The following is a 19888-nucleotide window of genomic DNA, read 5'->3' on the forward strand; positions in this document are numbered from 1 at the left end:
ATGTTTAGCAACAAATTACATCAGCTTTTCTTGTTAGCATCGTCGGCCGCAGCACTGTTCTGTTCGTGCAACAAGCCTTTCAAAAGCGATAACTACACAGCTTACTTTGGAGGCGAAGTAATGAATCCGACCAATCCGTACGTGCTTTTCTGCAAAGACAATGAAGTCATCGATAGCGTAAAGATTGACGAAAAAAACCGCTTCTTTATTAAGTTCGATTCCCTAGCGCCCGGCTTGTATACCTTCAAGAACGAACCGGAATACCAGTCTGTTTATTTCGACAAGAACGACAGTATTATGGTGCGCATCAACGCTAAAGATTTCGATAACTCGATTATTTTCTGCGGACGCGGCGACCAGAAGAACAACTTTCTGATGGAAATGTACATGAAAAACGAAGAGGATCGCAGCCAGATTTTCGACGTTTTCGATTACAATGTGAAAGACTTCGTGAAAAACATCGATTCGGCCTACGCTGCCAAAGAAAAGTTTTACCAAACCAAGAAAGAAGCCATCAAATGGAGCGATGATTTCGACGTCTATGCAAAAGCAGCGCTCAATTTCCACCATTATATAAAAAAGGAAATTTACCCGATGGCCCACCAAATGCGCACCGGTGAAGACATTCTTGAAAAACTGCCCAAAGACTATTACGATTACCGCAAAGAAGTGAACTACAATGACGAGAAACTTAGCAGTTATGCGCCTTTTGTGAGCTATTTGTCGCACATGCTCAACAACGTAGCAACCATTCATTACCACAACCATTTCACACCGGTTGATTTGGCTTTGAAAGAAAACATTAGCAAACTCAACATAGCCGACAGTTTAATCAAGAACAAAACCGTCAAAAACGCCATCCTAAACAACATTGCCTTCACCTACTTACTCGAAGACCAGAATATGGTGAACAATCAGATTTTTTTAGAAACCTACCATAAATATTCTACCGACAAAAGCAAGAAAAACGAAATCCTGAAAATCGGCAACGCCATTCAGATGCTCAAAGTCGGTAATGCTCTGCCAAAAGTAGAGCTTGTCAATGCCGAAGACCGCCTCATTTCATCCAACAATTTTACACCAAAGAAAACCGTGATTTTTTTCTGGACCGACAACCTTTCTTCGCACATGATGGCCGCGCACAAAAAAATACAAGCGCTCAAGGCAAAATATCCGGCTTATCAATTCATCGGCATCAACCTAGACAAAGACCAAACCGTCTGGAAATCGCAACTCAAAAAACTTAACACACCCGGAATTACGGAACTTCGTTGTACCAATTTCGAAGACTTGAAAGCCAATTGGGCCATCATGAAAGTACACCGAACCATTGTTTTAGACAGCAACGGAAAAATCAAAAATGCATTCACGAGTTTGTTCGACGTGAATTTCGAAAAAGAACTTTAGTTAATTAATAATGAATAATTAATAGTTAATAATTAGGGTATAAAAAAGGCGGATTCTTTGAATCCGCCTTTTTTATTATTCATTATTCATTGTTAATTATTAATTTCCTAACCGTTTCCTTTCGCGTAATCGGCTAAAAACTGCGCCAAACCATTATCCGTTAACGGATGTTTGAGCAAACCTAAAATTGCCGAAAGCGGTCCGGTCATGACATCGGCACCCAACTTCGCGCAATTCACAATATGCATCGTATGACGCACAGAAGCCGCCAAGATTTCAGTTTCAAAACCATAATTGTCGTATATCATGCGGATTTCTTCGATCAGCGCCAAACCATCAGTTGATATATCGTCCAAACGCCCGATAAACGGAGACACGTATGTTGCACCTGCTTTCGCTGCCAATAACGCCTGACCTGCCGAAAACACTAAGGTTACATTCGTACGAATGCCTTTGTCTGTAAAATATTTGCAAGCTTTTACGCCTTCTTTGGTCATCGGCAATTTCACCACAATCTGCTCGTGTAGTTCAGCCAATTCTTCACCTTCGCGCACCATACCGTCGTAATCAGTAGCAATCACTTCGGCACTTACATCACCATCCACGATATTGCAGATGTCGACGTAATGTTTCAAAATATTGTTCTTTCCGGTAATGCCTTCTTTGGCCATCAGCGACGGGTTGGTCGTTACGCCATCGAGAATTCCGAGTGCCTGTGCTTCCTTGATTTCATTGAGGTTGGCGGTGTCTATAAAAAATTTCATATCGTGGTAATTTGATTATTTATTATTTTTTGGGCGTGACCACAAGGGTCGGGTTTTTCGTTACAAGTCCTCGCAGGGCTGCGGGCTTTTCACTGCAACCCCTCACGCAAACGCGGGGTAAAACTACAACTTTTTTTGGGAGTTTGGGCAATTTTCTATGCAAACCAACTACTCAAAAATGACTTCTATCTTATAGTCCGAAACCAAATTGAGCAACAGAAAAACGAGCCATATATGCCACTATTAAGGTAAAACTAAATCTTGAAAAAAATGTAATCCATAGAAAGTCAAACCAATAACAACACTATTTTATAGTGGGCATTTATTTTTTCTTTGGCTTCATGATTCTTCTGAGTAATTTCACCCAAAAACTCCATTCACTTCTTTTCTTGGAAGCCGAAAAATAGTTTTCTACTTTATCAAAAGCGTCTTCAATAAAAGCATCGTGTAGCCATCGTATGGCAAAAATCCATTTTAAGGTAGAAAATCCAGAGGTCTTCATATCGATTACATGAGACAATTCGGTGCTGTTCTGATCGAGGGCTGCGATACTGAATTCATGCGTTCCATCAAAACCTTTTAAGTCAAATTGAAAAACGATTCTTTCTTCCGGATGAAATGCAACAACATGGTATTTAATTGGGCCATGCCCGCCTTTAGAACCTACTTGTAAACCCTGATCCAGTTTCATCGGCGACCACTTATGGGTAGCCAGCATTAAATCATTTTCAGAAGCTAAGGTTCGAAACAATTCAACGATTTGTGCTTTCGGCTGATTGACTCTTCTTTTGTGGATGTTTAGTACTTTCATTAGCCCAAAATAATATTACTGTGTTTTATGTTCCTAAATAATCTCGCGGTACAAAAACATTTTTGATTCAAAAAACAAACCCAGACACCAACAAACTCCGTGAGTTCCTAGCCCTGATATTTGATATTAAGAGGAGGAAGTCCAGTGGACTTCAGGTAAAGGCCAGTTTTTCTCTTTAAAACAATTGTTCTTGATTTCTACCGATGCCCTAGCCCTGATGGAAGTGGAAAACCTTTGGCGCCGGGGTTCGGTGGCAAAGTTTGAGAGCGTACAGCAGGTTCCCGGCTCCTAACACTCCGCCTTAAAAGCAGGGACGATAATTTGAGACAAATTCAATCGAATAACCAAATAAACCAATCCACGAATCCACACCTAAAGCTTATAATGATTCATCAACAACTGCTCGTAAACCTTATCAGGCAAAATGCGTTTGAGTACAATCGAGAATTTCTGCATGAACGCACCTACTTTATAATGCACTTTGGGCTTCGGCTCTTGAATGATAGCATAAACCGCAAGCGCCATTTCCTGTGGATTGCTGCCTGAATCGACATGCGTGTCCATCATTTTCAAAGTGTTGTCATACGGAACTTCATAAGCTGAACCTGCTATCACCGGCGCATGATAACGGCCGGCAGCAATATTGGTTGCAAAATCTCCAGGGGCAATATCGGTAATTTCAATGCCGAACGATTTGACTTCCATTCTCAAAGCTTCGGTGATAATGGAAAGCGCCCCTTTGGAAGCCGAATAAACCGAGCGATACGGCAAACCCATATAACCTGCAATTGAAGTGATATTGATAACCAAACCTGATTTTTGCTCGCGCATGTGAGGCAAAACAGCTTTCATGACTTCAATCGGACCAAAGAAATTAGTCTCAAAATTCGCTTTGATTTCCTCGGTCGGGATTTCTTCGAGCGGGCCGGTAATACCGACTCCGGCGTTATTGACCAAAACATCGATGCGGCCAGAAAGCTTAATGACTTCGGCCACCGCGGCCTTAATACTTTCGACATTCCTAACATCAAGTGCCAACAACGGAAAAACAGAGTTAGAAATTTTCTCAGGATTTCGGCTCGTACCATAAACCGTAAAACCTTTTTGGTGCAAAAATTCGCCGATGGCTTTACCAATGCCCGATGATGCGCCGGTGATGAGGATGACTTTGTTCATTTGGGTTGATAGTTGTTGGTAGATGGTTGTTGGTTATTGGATTTGCATTGTGGAATTAAAGGCAGGCAAGATAGTAGTTAAAAGCTAAAAGCTGTCAGCTATCAGCATAAACGCAAAAAAAGTACTTTATTCTAAGATATTGGATTCTAATACTACAGTTCAACTTTCCGAAGCGAAGCGGTCTATATTCTAGCAGCGCAGCGGTCTAAACGAAGTGATTCTAAAATTCAACTTTCCTTAATATTAACCTACAACTGTCTACACTAACTATTTCGTTTCCTTCCGGATATAATAATAAACCTCTTTGCCTTCGCCTCCTTTTTTGGTTGCGGTAATGGTGTAATATTTACTGCCTACCGGTTTGATTTCATATTCCCAATCAGCGGATGCATTTGGGTTTTTGGCTTTGTCGAAACGCATCATATCGGCACACAACTTTTTAGGCGGTGGCGTATTGACGAGTTCATCAGCACCACGCGAAGTAATCATGTATTGCAAATTGTATTGCCCACAAGGCCCCGGTTTTATCGTACTGTTTTCAGAGGCTACTTCAGGATTGTCGCGGTAAGCTTCAAATTCTTTTTTGAATTCTGGAAAGGCAGCTTTGTCAGCGGTTTGCGCGAAAGTGAAGGTGGTGACAAATAAGAGTGCGAAAGCGATAGATTTCATAGGTTGATTTTTAGAGGGTAAGACTATAAGATTTTAAGACTTTAGGATTAGGAGCGTAAAGATAATATTTTTGAGTTTACGGTTGACAGTGGACAGTTTTTGTTGTGGAATTACGGCAGGCAAGATATTTTTAGCTAAAAGCGGTCAGCTGTCAGCTTAAACGGCCAAAACAGCTCAAACTGAGGACAAAGCCCTAGCCCTGATGGCAGCGGCATCCTTTTTTGAGAGGAACGAACAAAAAAGATATAGCGTACAGCAGGTTCCCGGCTTCTGCTAAAAACAAAAAAAGCCTTCCGAAGAAGACCACCTGAAAGAAGAAAAAAATGGCAAGCGACCTACATCGCACCGCTACAACCGCATACCTTTGCTATGTTCCCATCCTGGAGGATTTTGCAGGAGCTGGTCGTGTAGGACTTGCCGGCGCAAATATACGATGTTTTTGTATTTTCGCAAGCGCATTTGAACATATAAATTACTATTGTATCTTGCGGCTTTAAATTTTGATTGATGAAAAAACGTAACCTCTTATCGGCCATTGTTTTAACTTCTTTGTTGGTGGCCTGCGTTGACAAAAAAAATGACGAAAACCTGTTCAGTTTCAATACCAGTGCGTTCCGCGAGATGATGCATCCGGAGGAATCGGTGAATTTGGAAATCCAGAATCCGCAAAACAAAGTCATCGACAGTATTATTTACTACGTGAACGATGAGAAAGTCGGGGCCAAAAAAGGTGCTGAAAAATTACTATTGCCCCTAGCGGATAAAAAACTAGGGTATCAGAATCTAAAAGCACTAGTCTATTATGAAGGAGAAAACACCGAAATCACAGCACGTATTGAAGTATTCCCGACTACCGAACCGAAATTTCTGAACTATACCGTAGTGAATTCTTTCCCGCATGATACGCTTGCTTTTACGGAAGGTTTCGAGTTTTTCCGCGATACCTTGATTGAAAGTACCGGACAGAAAGGACTTTCGCATTTCCGGAAATACGATTATAAAACCGGCAAAATATTCAAGCAAGTGAACCTGGAGAATGAATATTTCGGAGAAGGCATCACGGTTATTAACAACAAAATTTACCAGCTCACTTGGCAATCGAATGTGGGCTTTGTGTATGATGCGAATTCATTGAAGAAATTAAAAACGTTCCCCTACGACAAGAAAATCGAAGGTTGGGGAATGACCAACGATGGCAAGAACATTTACCAATCTGACGGCACGGAAAAAATCTGGACCATGGATCCGGAAACCCAAAAAATGACCAACTACATCAACGTTTATACGAATTCAAGTAAAATCAAAAGCATCAACGAACTCGAGTGGATTGACGGAAAAATCTACGGCAACATCTGGCAGAAAGACGCCATCGCAGTCATCAACCCAGCAACCGGAGCAGTCGAAGGCGTGTTGAATTTAGCTGATTTAAGAAAACAAGTAAAAAATGCAACCGCTGAAGTTTTAAACGGAATCGCTTACAATCCCAAAACCAAAACGATTTTCGTAACGGGAAAAAATTGGGATAAGATGTTTGAGATTAGAGTGAAGTAGTCGGCGGTCGTCGGTCGTCGGTTGCGACTTGATAGAATTGGGAAAACGGTTTTCAGTTGGGAGCCGTTTTTTTTTTTTTGGCGGTCGTCGGTCGTCAGTCATCGGTCGTCGGTTCTCAGTTTTATTTACGGAAACTTGTACAGTAGTTTTCAAAATCCAATTTTTAGAATTCATTGCGTCTAGACCTTTAATTCAACGGTACAATCCAACAACCAGCAACCAACAACTGAAAAGTCTTTTAATTCCAAGGTACAAATTCAACACCCAACAACCGAAGACCAACGACTGACTCCCGACGACCAACCACCGTTAATTCCACTATTCGAGCTAACCGCTAATAGCTAAAAGCTGACAGCTAATTCCACTGCACAAATACAACAACTCACAACCGAAAACAGACGACTGATGACTGACGACCGTCAACCGTCAACTACTTCTTCTTCAAATCCTTCGCATTCTGATACACATTACTGCTCGGGTTATAAATCATGGTCGTTTCGCCTTGTTTGTTCTTGAGCTTCACATCGCCTTCCTTGGTCAGAATAAATTCATAGCCTTCGTTGCGTTTTTTCTCGACCGTTTGCGAAGCGTTCTTGCCTTTGTCGAGCCATTGGATTTCCTTAATGTTGGTAATGCCTTGGATGTTCGAAACCGGTTTGGTTTTGGTGGCAGTATTCCAAACTTCGGAGTAGATTTGCACTTTATTTTCGGTTTTTTCTTTGGTTTCGGTCAGTGAGCTTTCCGTCCAGTTGATTAGATTCAATGCGGTTCCTTTGGCGGTGAAAGGTGTGATTTTACAGTCGGTTGGCATTGTAGCTCCTGTGAAGGTTTTGAGCAGAATAGTGTCTTTTTTAGGTTTGTTGGCAATAAAAAGATAGAGGTTGTTTTTGACGAGTTCCATCGAAAGGTTTCCCGATTTCGCCAGGGCTGATGAAGTGGCTGCAGGTTTGGTCGCCTTCTTTTTCTGGGCAAAAGTGGTCGCGGTCAAAATAAGCGCGGCAATAAGAAAATACTTTTTCATAAACTGAATTTTGATTGAGCGAAAATTACAAATAAAAATAACCACATAGAAACACGAGCGAGAAAATGTGCTTTGCCTCTATGTGGTTAAAAACTAAAAGGTATACCTACAACGCACAAAAAAGCCGGATTATTGCTAATCCGGCCTCTAATGAAAAAGTTGTTTGCTTAGTTTATTTACTTAACCTCTTCATAATCTACATCCTGAACTTGATCACCTTGCGCATCTGCCTGAGGTTGTGCTTCTTGCGCTGGGCCTTGCTCGCCTTGAGCATACATTGCTTCAGTGGCAGTTTTCCATGCAGTGTTTACCTTGTCAAGACCAGTCTGGATGGCTGCTAAATCTTGGCTTTGGTGAGCTGCTTTGAGTTCTGTAAGCGCCGCTTCGATGGCCGATTTGTGCTCGTCAGAAAGTTTCTCGCCCAATTCTTTCAACTGGTTTTCAGTTTGGAAAATCATGCTGTCTGCCTCGTTGAGTTTTTCGGCTCTTTCTTTGGCTATTCTGTCGCTATCGGCATTGGCTTCAGCGTCTTTTTTCATTCTTTCGATTTCTTCCTGAGTCAAGCCTGAAGAAGCTTCGATGCGGATATCGTGAGATTTTCCTGTTCCTTTATCAGTAGCCGATACTTTGATGATTCCGTTCGCGTCGATGTCGAAAGTTACTTCAATCTGCGGAACACCTCTTGGCGCTGGTGGAATACCATCTAAGTGGAAACGGCCGATTGTTTTGTTATCGCTAGCCATCGCTCTTTCGCCTTGCAACACGTGGATTTCCACTGAAGGCTGAGAATCGGCAGCTGTGGAGAACACTTGCGATTTTTTGGTCGGAATAGTCGTGTTGGCCTCAATCAATTTGGTCATCACACCGCCCATGGTTTCAATTCCTAAAGAAAGTGGCGTTACGTCAAGCAACAATACATCTTTCACATCTCCAGAAAGTACACCACCTTGAATGGCAGCACCAATGGCTACTACTTCGTCAGGGTTTACTCCTTTTGACGCTTTCTTTCCGAAGAATTTCTCTACTTCATCAGCGATTCTCGGCATACGTGTAGAACCACCTACCAAGATGATTTCATCAATGTCTGAAGTCGATAAACCGGCATCTTTCAACGCTTTGGCCACCGGCTCCATCGAACGTTTGATCAACGAATCTGAAAGTTGCTCGAATTTCGCACGGCTTAACTTTTTCACCAAGTGTTTTGGTCCTGAAGCCGTAGCAGTGATATAAGGCAAGTTGATTTCAGTTTCAGCCGATGATGACAATTCAATTTTCGCTTTCTCAGCCGCTTCTTTGATTCTTTGCAACGACATCGGATCTTGGCGCAAATCGATTCCTTCCTCTGCTTTGAACTCGTCGGCCAACCAGTCAATGATGGTTTGGTCAAAATCGTCACCACCTAAGTGCGTGTCACCGTTAGTCGACAATACTTCGAAAACACCGTCACCCAATTCCAGGATCGAGATATCGAAAGTACCACCACCCAAATCGTAAACGGCAATTTTCTGATCTTTTCCTTTTTTGTCCAATCCGTAAGCTAGTGCCGCAGCAGTCGGCTCGTTGATGATACGCATTACTTTCAAACCTGCAATTTCTCCAGCTTCTTTAGTAGCCTGACGTTGCGCATCGTTGAAGTAAGCCGGAACAGTAATCACCGCTTCAGAAACGGTTTGCCCTAAATAATCTTCGGCAGTTTTCTTCATTTTCTGAAGTGTCATCGCAGACAATTCTTGAGCAGTATACAAACGACCGTCAATATCCACACGTGGTGTATTGTTGTCGCCTTTGACTACTTTATAAGGTACTCTTTTCGCTTCGCCGGTAGTCTCGTCATAGGTGTGTCCCATGAAACGCTTGATCGAAGCAATCGTTTTCGTAGGGTTGGTCACCGCCTGTCTCTTGGCCGGATCTCCTACTTTAATTTCACCGCCTTCAACAAATCCGATGATCGACGGTGTGGTTCTTTTTCCTTCTGAATTCGGGATTACCACTGCTTCGCTACCTTCCATAACAGACACGCAAGAGTTCGTGGTTCCCAAATCGATTCCAATTATTTTACCCATTTTTATATATTTTAGTTTTATAATGAATTCAAACTCGCGGCGCCTTAGTCAATCACTGTGCCAACCAAAAAAGGTCATGGGATTTGTCAGTAACTGGAAATATGGGCTGACAGGATGTCATTTTTTAGAAGCTTTTCCGGCTGTACGCTATATCTCTTCGCTGCGCTACGAGGATGCCGCTGCCATCCGGGCTAGGTGATAGTTTACAGTTAACAGTTTACGGTTCATTTACGGAAAGTTAACAGTAGTTTTTAAGCTGACAGCTAACAGCTTTTAGCTAAATATATTGCCTGCCGTCAATTCCACAACAAAAACTGTAAACCGTGAACTGTAAACCGTAAACTAAAATCACTTCCTCCCAAAAATCAACCTTTCATTAAAAACCACAATCGAAACCACAATCAGCGCATAAGCCACAATCTGGTTTACATTCACCGCTTCCTTAAAATAAAACACGGCCAAGAAAAAATGAATCAACGGATTGGTGTACATCAGAATCCCTACCGCCGAAGAATTCATGCCTTTTAGCGCATACAAATTCAAATACAACGGAATGATTGTAAACACAATCACAATCACCACCAGCAACAAATAGAACAAACTTTCCTGTGGCACCGCTTGGCTATAACTCGGAAAAAACGGAATGATTACTAAAGAAGCGATGAGCATCTGAACGGTCAACACCACAAACCGGTCGAATTGGTTATTCTTGCGCTGGCTAATTAGGTACAACGCAAAGCTGAACGCAATCACCAAACTGTAAATCAAATCCGTAATGTGACCGTAAGACAAAATCGCGCAACTCAACACACAAAGCCCCACGGAAAACCATTGCCAAAAACTCAACTTTTCACGCAGCAGAAAAAACGCCAATACCGTGGTAATAATCGGGCAAATCATATAAGCAAACGAAGCCGATTGCAAACTCACGTGGTTGATCGCGTAGATAAACAGAAACCAATTCAATACCAAAAGGAAACCGCCGGCTACAGTCAGAAAAACAATTCGTTGTCTTGTTGGCTTGTCGAGTTGTTTAAAAACGGTCCAGTCTTGCTGAACTTCTTTCTTCCTGAACAACAAGTTGATTCCCAAAAGCAGGACGGTCGCCAGGAAAATCCGATAGAACAATATATCGAGTGACGCATAATCGTGCAGCGGCTTGAGCGCGAGGCTGAAAAAACCCCAGATTACAAAAGAAGCTAAGGCAGAAAGGTAGTATTTATTGAATCGCATCGGTAAATTTTGCGCCAAAGGTAAATAATCCGCTTCCGGCGTAGATTAAAATTAACGCGGCATTTAATATTCCATTAGTGCCAACCAACGAATCATTCGTTTATATTTGCCCCAAACCTTTTGCTATGGAAGAATGCATTTCCGTTTTTGATATGCTAAAAATCGGTGTCGGGCCGTCGAGCTCACACACACTTGGTCCTTGGCGCGCCGCAGAACGTTTTCTGGGCGAGTTGCGAACTGAAAATCTCTTGCAGAAAACCGTTCAGGTCAAAGTTGATCTGTATGGTTCTTTATCACTTACCGGCAAAGGACACGCTACTGATTTGGCTGTGATGCTTGGGCTTAGCGGGCAAGATCCAGAGTACATTCCGGTGCAGCATATTTCCGGTATTATCAAAGAAATCGAAGACAAAAACCAAATCAACCTCGGCAATGAAAAACTGATTCCGTTTTCGTTTTTGATGGATATCGTGTTCAACAAAAACTTTCTACCGTTCCATGCCAACGCTTTAAAATTTACCGCTTATTTGGATGACGATACCCAGTATGCCGCGACCTTCTACTCTATCGGCGGCGGTTTTGTCGTGAAAGAAGACCGTCCGAACGCGAAAAAAAAACACCAAATTAAGTGCGCTTTTCCGTTTCCGATTCAGAATGCGGAAGAGCTGCTGAACTATACCATCGCGCAACAAAAATCGATTTCCGAAATTGTTTACGAGAACGAAAAATCGATGCGCACCGAAGCCGAAATCCACCACGAACTGATGCGCATCTGGAACACCATGCTCGAATGTATGTACATCGGCTGCCATTCCGAAGGGATTTTGCCTGGAGGCCTGAACGTACGCCGACGCGCTTTCGACATGCACCAGAACCTCATCGGATTATCGAATTACAACACGCCACAAGAATGGCTCGAACAAATCAGAAAAACGGAAGTTAAGTTCCGCCAAATCTTGAAATGGGTTTCTTGTTTTGCACTCGCTGTGAACGAAGTCAATGCCGCTTTAGGCCGCGTGGTTACTGCTCCGACCAACGGTAGTGCTGGCGTGATTCCTGCAGTTTTGATGTATTATCTAGTAATCGAAAACCACAACGCTGGCGAAAAAGAAATCAAACAATTCCTTATGGTAGCTGGCGAAATTGGCAGTATTTTCAAGAAAGGTTCTACCATTTCGGCAGCCATGGGTGGATGCCAGGCGGAAATCGGTGTTTCGTCAGCAATGGCCGCAGCAGCTTTGTGCGAAGTCATGGGCGGAACACCTGACCAGGTTTTGATGGCCGCAGAAATCGCAATGGAACACCATTTAGGATTGACCTGCGACCCAATTGGCGGATTGGTGCAGATTCCTTGTATTGAGAGAAATACGATGGGCGCGATCAAAGCCATCAATGCCGCGGAACTTGCACTAGAAACCGATGCCAAAAACGCGAAAGTGCCACTCGATAAAGTGGTCGATACGATGTGGCAAACGGCAAAAGACATGAACTCGAAGTACAAAGAAACTTCCGAAGGCGGATTGGCCGTGGCGGTGAATATGGCGGATTGTTAAAGCGATTAGCTAAAAGCTGACAGCTGATAGCTTCCAAAAAGAGCGAGACAAATAATGAGGCAAAACCGAAGTTTCTATTTCATCATTACTTTAACAGTGGTTCTTCTTGGGATTTTGTCCCGAAAAATTGTAGTAGTTCCGTTATTTATTGGCGATGTTTTGTATGCTGTGATGGTGTACTTTGGTTTCAGGATAATTTTCGTTCATTCCAACCGATTCTTTAAAATTGCCCTGCCTTTACTTTTTTGCGTTTTAATTGAACTGCAACAACTCTGGAACGCTGAGTGGCTCGTGTCGCTGCGAAATACAACTTTAGGTCATTATGTTCTAGGTCAAGGATTTCTCTGGAGCGATTTGGTTTGTTATGCTATGGGAATTGTCATTGCGTTTTTTATCGATACAGCTAATAACTGATAGCTGTCAGCTGTTAGCCATCAGCTGTTAGCTAAATCAAAGCTCGATAGCTTGGGCAATTCGCAAACAATCTGACCGCTGACTGCTGATCGCTAAAAGCTAAAAGCTAAAAGCTGGCCGCTGACAGCCAAAACTAATTACCACAAAATTGACACCATAAACCGAAATGTCAACTCACCACTAATGCCCTAGCCCGGATGGCACTGAAAAACAAAACCGTGCCGCGCTTTACAAAAGGTGGTTGGGCAAAGCGACCAGCGGAAGCTCTTGCCCAGCCATAACGTTGTTAGCGCGGCACGGTTTTTTTGAAAGGAACAGCCGGAACAGCTACTAAAACTATTTCCTCAAAATCTTTTCCATCGGGCGGCCTTTGGCGAGTTCGTCGACGAGTTTGTCGAGGTAACGCACCTTTCGAACCAGCTCGTCTTCAATTTCCTCGATTCGGTAACCGCAGATCACGCCGGTGATTTTGGGCGCTTCTGGATTTAATTTTGCCGCTGCAAAAAAGGTTTCAAAATCAACTTTAGCGTCAATTTGTTTTTGAATCGCAGCTTGATCGTAACCTGTGAGCCAAGTAATGACCTCATCGACTTCGGTTTGGGTGCGGCCTTTCTTCTGGACTTTCTGCACGTATAGCGGATAGACGCTCGAGAATAACATTTTATAAATTCTCGCATTATTGGTATTCATAGCTTGCCATTTAGTGTGCTAAAAATAAGGCTAAAGTTCGAAACCATCCAACTTTAAATGCGGAACAAAAGCGCGAAAACTATCCGGTTCTCCATTTTGACCAAATCAGGTTGCCAATCTGAAGGCAACGGCGTGGTCGTATAACCTGTGGGCGAAGTCACACCGCCGCTGCCCGCAAAATAAGGAACGCTGGCTTCGCGATGAATGAATTCCAGACGGAAAGTGACACTTTGGTTGGGCATGAAATCGAAGTTCGTCGAACAATCCCAACCTTTGAACTCGTCGCCCGGATTGGCCGAAAATGGATGCGTGCCCGCGGTTTGTGTCGGGTTCGACGGATTAGGCAATGGGCTCGCATCGCCAGTTGGGTACAAAACCAAGTACCTTCCGGGATTGGTCATGTAACCGCCGCCGATGGTCCAAGCCATTCGGTTTTGGTTAAACCAAACGCGGTTGTAGACCATGCCACTGAGGAAATATTGCGAAGGCTTTTCGCTGTTGCCGTTGAATCCGCCCACGCCATCGCCAGTTTCAAAACCAAAATCGAAAGTACTCGAAAAAGCGGCACGGCTGATTCCTTTAGCCGTCGGTTGGTTGAAATAACGCACGAGCAAACTGTTGTCGGAATGGAAACGGACGCGGTTTTTCAATCCGGCGGCATCGGTTCCGTAGTAGTCGTTGGTGAGCAATTTCACTGCTTCGTTCGGGCACCAGGTAACATTTCCGCCCAAGCCCGGCATGCTGTTGAACTTGCCGTAACTCTGCCAACCGTTGATGAGCCAGCCTTCGAGTTTCAGGTGTTTGTTTGGAAAAACCTGCACGCGCAACCCGTTGAAAAACCAAGGCGTATTGTCGGAGGTAAACGAAGCTTGGTACTCCCAATTTTCTACCTGATAATACGAGTTCAAACCGATATACGACATGAACATACCTGCATCGACATTGATGCCGTACCATTTATCGAAGTGATAACCGGCATAAGCTTCAGACAAGTCCCGATAAACATTATCAAGCTGGTATTGCCCGCGATAAACGCTGTAATCGTTTCGGGGAACTACTGTAGAACGCGTTCCGAATTGCAGCATAATCCTGCCGCGCGCATTCTGGTAATTGAAATCTCCACCAAGGTTCGCGCTCGAGACTTGGAATTCGTTGTTACGCGCCAAAGCGGTAGAACCCACGACTGTATTATCGTTCGGGTTATTGAACGAATGCGTGTAATTGATATCGAGCATCACGCTGCCGGTAAAATATTTTGTGGATAAAACTGGTGGCGAAGTGCGTCGGTCGGAACCGTTTTGCCAGGTTTGGTCTTGTCCTTCAAAAGGAACTTTAACAGCAGTAGAGTCAGTTTGTGCCCAAGCAGTTAAAGAAAATACAGCTAGGGTTAAAATAAAAATACGTTTCATAAATGTTGGGATTAGTTTAATTTTCTCTCGAGCGGAAGTTGCGTAATGGGTTGATAAACTATGGGAAGTTCTTCGATAGTGACATCGCTTTTGTTAAGGCCGAAGGCTTTGCGGTCTGAGATTGACAATTCCTTGAGCCAGTAATAAGCGCGAAGCAGCAAACCGTCGCGAACGGAAAATTCATTCTCGACCGAGAGGAATTTCTCCAGAATGACAAACTGATAATCAGCCTGGCAATGATAGCGTGAGGCTGCATCGACCGAAGGTGTAAACGGTTGTTCGCGCTCTGCCGACCACTGGGTAACAATTTTCTTGAAATACAATTCTACGCGCGGTTGCACCCGGAAACCAATGTTGAGCACAATTTTAATCACACGGCCTGAAAGTTCGATTATTTCGTAGTTCAGCGCGAAAGGCTCATTGATGCGATTGATGTGGAAAAACCAATACACATCGGCTCGCTTGGGCTTTTTGGCTAAAATCGATTTGATGATTTTGTCTTCGATTTCGTAGTTTTTGTCGGCCTTAGATAAATAGATCAAATGCGAGGCAAAGAGCGGAATCTGTTTGTCTTGACTGAGTTGTTCCAACAGCGGAACTTGCTCGGCCAGGTTGATGAATTTGATCAGTCGGTTGTTGATCTTGCGCGCGTAATACCAAACGTACATAACCATAAAAATGAACAGTTCAAAAAATAGGAACATCCAACGTTCTTTGATTTTGACGATGTTGGCAGCAAAAAAAGACACTTCGATGACACAGAAAACGATCATAATCAGCAAAACCCACGGCACTTTCATCTTCTTGATAAACACTAGGTAGTAGCCCAAAAGCAAGCTGGTCATCATCATGGCAATAGTAATCGAGAAACCGTAAGCCGCTTCCATATGCGTAGAGTTTTTGAAGTACAAAATCATCAGCACGCAACCGATCCAAAGAATGGTATTAATCGACGGAATGTAGATTTGCCCTTTAAGGTCTGTTGGGTTTTTCAGTGCAACCCTCGGCCAGAAATTCAGTGAAATGGCTTCGTTGATTAAGGTGTATGAGCCGCTAATCAGAGCCTGAGAAGCAATAATGGCCGCCATCGTAGCAATGACAATTCCGCTGAGCAAAAACCATTGTGGCATGATTTCATAAAACGGATTTCTATTATTGAGTAAGGGATTGCCCTGTGTCATGAGCCAAGCCGCTTGCCCAAGATAATTGACCACGAGGGCAACTTTCACGAAAATCCAAGTGATGCGAATGTTCTGCTTGCCACAGTGCCCTAAATCAGAATACAAAGCTTCGGCTCCGGTAGTGCAAAGAAAAACTGCGCCCAAGAGCCAGAATCCTTTCGGATATTGTGTAAGCAACTCATACGCATAAACTGGGTTGAGCGCTTTAAAAATCTCCGGATGGTGAATGATCTGCGACAGACCTAAAACAATCAACATCCCGAACCAAAGCGCCATCACCGGCCCGAAGAAGGAACCTACTTTTTGCGTGCCGAAACGTTGAAAGAAAAACAGCCCGGAAAGAATGGCGATAACAATCGGAATCGTAGGCAGGTTCGGAACCAAAACTTCAAGGCCTTCCACTGCCGAAGCTACTGAAATCGGTGGGGTTATAATGCCGTCGGCCAATAACGTAGTGGCTCCGAGAATCGTTGGGATGACCAGTCTGCCTTTGCCGAAGCGTTTCACCAGTGCATAAAGCGAGAACACGCCACCTTCGCCATGATTGTCTGCGGAAAGTGTCAAGAAAATGTACTTAAATGTTGTCTGAAAAGTGAGCGTCCAGAATACGCACGAAACGCCACCGTAGACCAACAATTCGGTGATTGGGCGATCGCCTACAATGGCTTTCATTACATACAGTGGGCTGGTGCCAATGTCGCCATAGATAATGCCAAGTGCCACAAGTAACGAAGCGGCAGTAATTTTAGATAAATCAGGTGATTTCATGTTAAGAGTTTTAGGAAATAATAGGTAACAAGAATCTACGTCGCCTATTTTTCAGGCAACTCGTCAAGATTGTACAAAAAAGTTTCTAAGGAATTATCCGGTGTGGAAGCGGTAGCCGATGCCCGATTCGGTAATCAGGTGTTTCGGGTGATTGGGATCGGTTTCGAGCTTTTTGCGCAACTGGGCTAGAAACACACGTAAATATTGGGTTTGGTCAGCATAGGCATGGCCCCAAACTTCTTTGAGCAAATACTGATGGGTGAGCACACGGCCTTCGTTTTGGGCAAGCAACACCAATAGTGAATATTCGGTTGCGGTTAGTTTAATAATCTGTTCGGATTTCTTAACGACTCGTGCTTGCAAATCAATTGAGCAATCACCAAAATTAATTAGCGGTTGGGCCGTTTTGGCTACTACATTGCGTAAACTAGTCCGGATTCTGGCCAGAAGTTCTTGCGTGCGAAAGGGCTTGGTCATATAGTCATTCGCGCCGTGATCTAAAGCAGAGACAATTTCAGATTCAGTGTTTTTTACCGTTAGAATAATAATGGGATGGGGGTACCATTCGCGCAACCGAACCAATACTTCTTGTCCGTCTGAATCCGGCAGACCCAAATCGAGCAGAATCATATCCGGTTGGTGCCCAGCAGCCAGAGCCATTCCTTCTTGGGCGGAAGCAGCCATCATCGTTTTATAACCTTCCGATTCTAAGGTAATTTCAAGCAGCTTGCGAATTTGCGGCTCGTCATCTATGACCAATATAAGCGCCTTGTTACTCATGGCTGATGTCTTTTAAATGCATTACCGCCGCAGGAAACTGTACACTGAAAACCGCTCCGCCGGCTTCTGCATTTTGCAAAGTAATCGTTCCGTTTTGGGCTTCTGTGAAACCGCGCACAATCGATAATCCGAGCCCGGTGCCACCTGTTTTTGAATTTTCCGGACGATAGAATTTATCGAAAGCGTGTACCATTTCATCGGGCTGAAAACCTGGGCCATCATCAGCAATAGTAATTTGGCAAGTCATCGGATGATTGTGATGGTACTCAAAATCGGCTTCAGGCATAAAATCGATAGCAATTTGGATCTCGGCTCCTTTGGGCGTGTAAAGCAAGGCATTGTAAATCAAGTTATACAGAATTTGCTCGGTTAAACCATAATCGAGTTTGAAAAGGGGTAAATAATCGTTTTTTTTGACTTGCACGCGATGAAATTGCAAATCGTCTTTAAGGCTGTCAAGTACGTTGTAAATCAACTCGCTCAAATCGCACCAGTCGTAATGTGGCTGGATATAACCCGATTCCAACCGCGACATATTGAGCAAGTTCTCGACTTGATGGTTCAAGCGCAAGGAAGCTTTGTCCATTTCTGAAAGCAACTTGGTTTTGTTCTCCTGTGTAATCCGGCCACTTTGCTCTTGTAACATGCCGATGCCGCCCATGATAGTTGCGATGGGCGTTCTGAGTTCGTGCGAAAGCGAATCGAGCAATGTGTTGTATAGTTTCATCGTATTGAGCCGGGTTTCGCGGATTCTGGCGAGTTGCTCGGCTTTGCGGATTTTGAAAGTAAGCACCGCATTAATCAAGGCAATTAAAAAGAACAGCAACAGTAAAAGAAAATCCTCCGTGTTGTTGATGTGCAGCGTGTAATACGGATGGATAAACAAAAAATCGAGCAATAGCGCACTAAACATCGCGGCAAACAACACCGGATAAATCTCTAAAAAAATGGCCAACAACGATACCACAACCAAAAGCAAATAACCAATCACTTTATAATCGACGTAATCGCGAGCCAACAAACCCAATAACGCAACTAAAGCTACCGAGAAAAAGCTGATCAGGTATTGGTTTTTCGATTGGGCGCGTTTGATAAATCTGCTCATTGTTTTTTCTTTAAACAACGGGGCAAAGTTAGGCCAAGAATTGTAATTATTTTATAAGATAAAAGACTGGTCGCATAAAGATTTTATAAAGATGGTGTCAGAAAAATACCGCGTTGTGTAACTATCTCCCTCTTTAATGAACCAATGGCAAAATCAATCAAAATCAATCAAAAAATGAATCAATCAAAACCCATTGTCTGTCTTGCCTTTATTTTAGGCTTTCTATTGCTGAATCTTCAACCACTCCAAGCACAAGACCTGAACCGCTCCATCGACGAATTGGTCCGTGCAGAAATAAAAGATGAAAATGGCCCCGGCGGTGTATTTATGGTGGCCCAAAAAGGAAAACCCATTTACAGCAAAGCTTTCGGAAAAGCCAATTTAGAACTCGATGTGAAACTTACTCCGGAGTCTATTTTTCAACTGGGCTCGATGACCAAACAATTTACATCCATTGCGATATTAATTCTAGAAGAAAAAGGTTTACTGCAAACCCAAGATCCGGTGTCAAAATATGTTGCAGATTTTCCAAATGGCCAAAATATTACCCTACACCATTTGCTGACACATACTTCAGGCATTAGAGATTTTACTAAAATGAAACAGCTCAAAGAAATTGCCCAAAAAGAAATGAGTGCTCAAATGATGGTCGATTTCTTTAAAAATGAACCGGTAGATTTTGCGCCCGGCGAAAAGTTCGACTACAACAATTCTGGCTATGTGTTGTTAGGGCATATTATAGAAGTCGCCTCGGGTAGTTCTTATGAAGACTTTATCCAGAAAAATATTTTTGAAAAGGCTGGCATGAGCCATTCGTGTTATAACTCTGACCGTAAAATTATTCCCAAAAGGGCATATGGTTACCAAAAAAAGGAAACTGGTTATGTGAACAAAACACTCATTAATTACAGTGTTCCTTTTGCTTCCGGAGCTTTGATGTCGAACTTAGAAGACTTGTTGCGTTGGCAAAAAGCACTGAACGAAAACCAATTGCTTAAAGCTGAAAATAGCCGTAAGGCATTTACCAAATACAAGCTCAACGATGGAAAAGAATTTACTTATGGATACGGTTGGCACCTTCGCGAAATCAATGGAAAAACCAGCAGAGAACACGGCGGAAGCATTTTCGGATACAAAAGCATGGCTGTGTACTTACCTGAATCGGATATTTATGTGGTCGGACTCACCAATTGCGATGGCCTCTCGCCTACCCAACTGGTGCAAAATATAGCCAAATTAGCGTTGGAAAGCTTGAGCAAAAGGTAATCTAAAGATGTATCGGTGGCTTTTTAG

The 19888-nt window shown here is 43.3% G+C and carries 17 protein-coding genes and 1 other RNA gene; 5 read left to right on the plus strand and 13 right to left on the minus strand.

Annotation, left to right across the window (positions count from 1 at the left end):
- Positions 1-1407, plus strand: a complete 1407-nt coding sequence (locus G4D82_RS13395; RefSeq protein ID WP_166337805.1) for a TlpA family protein disulfide reductase — start codon at positions 1-3, stop codon at positions 1405-1407.
- A gap of 107 nt (positions 1408-1514) precedes the next feature.
- Here the strand turns inward: G4D82_RS13395 and fsa are convergent, their stop codons facing one another.
- The 5 genes from fsa to ffs all read right to left on the minus strand — a co-directional run bounded on the left by fsa (position 1515) and on the right by ffs (position 5247).
- Positions 1515-2171 (minus strand): fructose-6-phosphate aldolase, encoded by a 657-nt coding sequence (fsa, locus tag G4D82_RS13400; protein ID WP_166337806.1) that lies wholly within the window; start codon positions 2169-2171, stop codon positions 1515-1517.
- 322 nt (positions 2172-2493) lie between these two features.
- Positions 2494-2982 (minus strand): hypothetical protein, encoded by a 489-nt coding sequence (locus G4D82_RS13405; protein ID WP_166337807.1) that lies wholly within the window; start codon positions 2980-2982, stop codon positions 2494-2496.
- A 372-nt stretch (positions 2983-3354) separates the two neighbouring features.
- Complete coding sequence (locus G4D82_RS13410; protein ID WP_166337808.1) at positions 3355-4158, minus strand: SDR family oxidoreductase; 804 nt, start codon at positions 4156-4158, stop codon at positions 3355-3357.
- A gap of 267 nt (positions 4159-4425) precedes the next feature.
- A complete protein-coding gene (locus G4D82_RS13415) occupies positions 4426-4827 on the minus strand; it encodes a hypothetical protein (RefSeq protein WP_166337809.1) in 402 nt (133 codons plus the stop codon).
- 321 nt (positions 4828-5148) lie between these two features.
- Positions 5149-5247, minus strand: an RNA gene (gene ffs, locus G4D82_RS13420) — signal recognition particle sRNA small type.
- Positions 5248-5334: 87 nt separating this feature from the next.
- On the opposite strand from ffs, the gene G4D82_RS13425 reads away from it, so the two are divergent.
- Positions 5335-6378 carry a glutaminyl-peptide cyclotransferase gene (locus G4D82_RS13425; protein WP_166337810.1) on the plus strand — a complete coding sequence of 348 codons (1044 nt, stop codon included), beginning with the start codon at positions 5335-5337 and terminating at the stop codon, positions 6376-6378.
- Between the two features lie 430 nt (positions 6379-6808).
- Here G4D82_RS13425 and G4D82_RS13430 read toward each other — a convergent pair whose 3' ends face one another.
- The 3 genes from G4D82_RS13430 to G4D82_RS13440 all read right to left on the minus strand — a co-directional run bounded on the left by G4D82_RS13430 (position 6809) and on the right by G4D82_RS13440 (position 10695).
- On the minus strand, positions 6809-7399 hold the full coding sequence (locus tag G4D82_RS13430; protein WP_166337811.1) for a hypothetical protein: 591 nt from the start codon (positions 7397-7399) through the stop codon (positions 6809-6811).
- A gap of 176 nt (positions 7400-7575) precedes the next feature.
- Complete coding sequence (gene dnaK, locus G4D82_RS13435; RefSeq protein WP_166337812.1) at positions 7576-9462, minus strand: molecular chaperone DnaK; 1887 nt, start codon at positions 9460-9462, stop codon at positions 7576-7578.
- Positions 9463-9810: 348 nt separating this feature from the next.
- Complete coding sequence (locus G4D82_RS13440; RefSeq protein ID WP_166337813.1) at positions 9811-10695, minus strand: EamA family transporter; 885 nt, start codon at positions 10693-10695, stop codon at positions 9811-9813.
- Positions 10696-10820: 125 nt separating this feature from the next.
- Here G4D82_RS13440 and G4D82_RS13445 point away from each other — a divergent pair, with 125 nt between their 5' ends.
- Both G4D82_RS13445 and G4D82_RS13450 read left to right on the plus strand, forming a co-directional pair.
- Positions 10821-12248, plus strand: coding sequence for an L-serine ammonia-lyase (locus G4D82_RS13445; RefSeq protein ID WP_166337814.1), 1428 nt, complete (start codon positions 10821-10823; stop codon positions 12246-12248).
- 54 nt (positions 12249-12302) lie between these two features.
- Entirely contained in the window at positions 12303-12662 is a 360-nt protein-coding gene (locus G4D82_RS13450) for a ribosomal maturation YjgA family protein (protein ID WP_166337815.1), read from the plus strand.
- Between the two features lie 336 nt (positions 12663-12998).
- Here G4D82_RS13450 and G4D82_RS13455 read toward each other — a convergent pair whose 3' ends face one another.
- The 5 genes from G4D82_RS13455 to G4D82_RS13475 all read right to left on the minus strand — a co-directional run bounded on the left by G4D82_RS13455 (position 12999) and on the right by G4D82_RS13475 (position 18595).
- A complete protein-coding gene (locus G4D82_RS13455) occupies positions 12999-13352 on the minus strand; it encodes a DUF2200 domain-containing protein (RefSeq protein ID WP_166337816.1) in 354 nt (117 codons plus the stop codon).
- 53 nt (positions 13353-13405) lie between these two features.
- Complete coding sequence (locus G4D82_RS13460) at positions 13406-14761, minus strand: outer membrane beta-barrel protein (RefSeq protein WP_166337817.1); 1356 nt, start codon at positions 14759-14761, stop codon at positions 13406-13408.
- An 11-nt stretch (positions 14762-14772) separates the two neighbouring features.
- Positions 14773-16710, minus strand: coding sequence for a KUP/HAK/KT family potassium transporter (locus G4D82_RS13465; RefSeq protein ID WP_166337818.1), 1938 nt, complete (start codon positions 16708-16710; stop codon positions 14773-14775).
- A gap of 93 nt (positions 16711-16803) precedes the next feature.
- Entirely contained in the window at positions 16804-17490 is a 687-nt protein-coding gene (locus tag G4D82_RS13470; RefSeq protein ID WP_166337819.1) for a response regulator, read from the minus strand.
- Positions 17483-18595, minus strand: coding sequence for a sensor histidine kinase (locus G4D82_RS13475; RefSeq protein ID WP_166337820.1), 1113 nt, complete (start codon positions 18593-18595; stop codon positions 17483-17485). Before G4D82_RS13475 ends, G4D82_RS13470 begins: the two co-directional genes overlap by 8 nt.
- Positions 18596-18769: 174 nt before the next feature.
- On the opposite strand from G4D82_RS13475, the gene G4D82_RS13480 reads away from it, so the two are divergent.
- Positions 18770-19861: a serine hydrolase domain-containing protein gene (locus tag G4D82_RS13480; RefSeq protein ID WP_166337821.1), complete on the plus strand. Its 1092-nt coding sequence runs from the start codon at positions 18770-18772 to the stop codon at positions 19859-19861.
- The last annotated feature ends 27 nt before the right edge of the window (positions 19862-19888 follow it).

Source organism: Flavobacterium lotistagni (genome assembly GCF_011392125.1).
GTDB classification, from domain to species: domain Bacteria; phylum Bacteroidota; class Bacteroidia; order Flavobacteriales; family Flavobacteriaceae; genus Flavobacterium; species Flavobacterium lotistagni.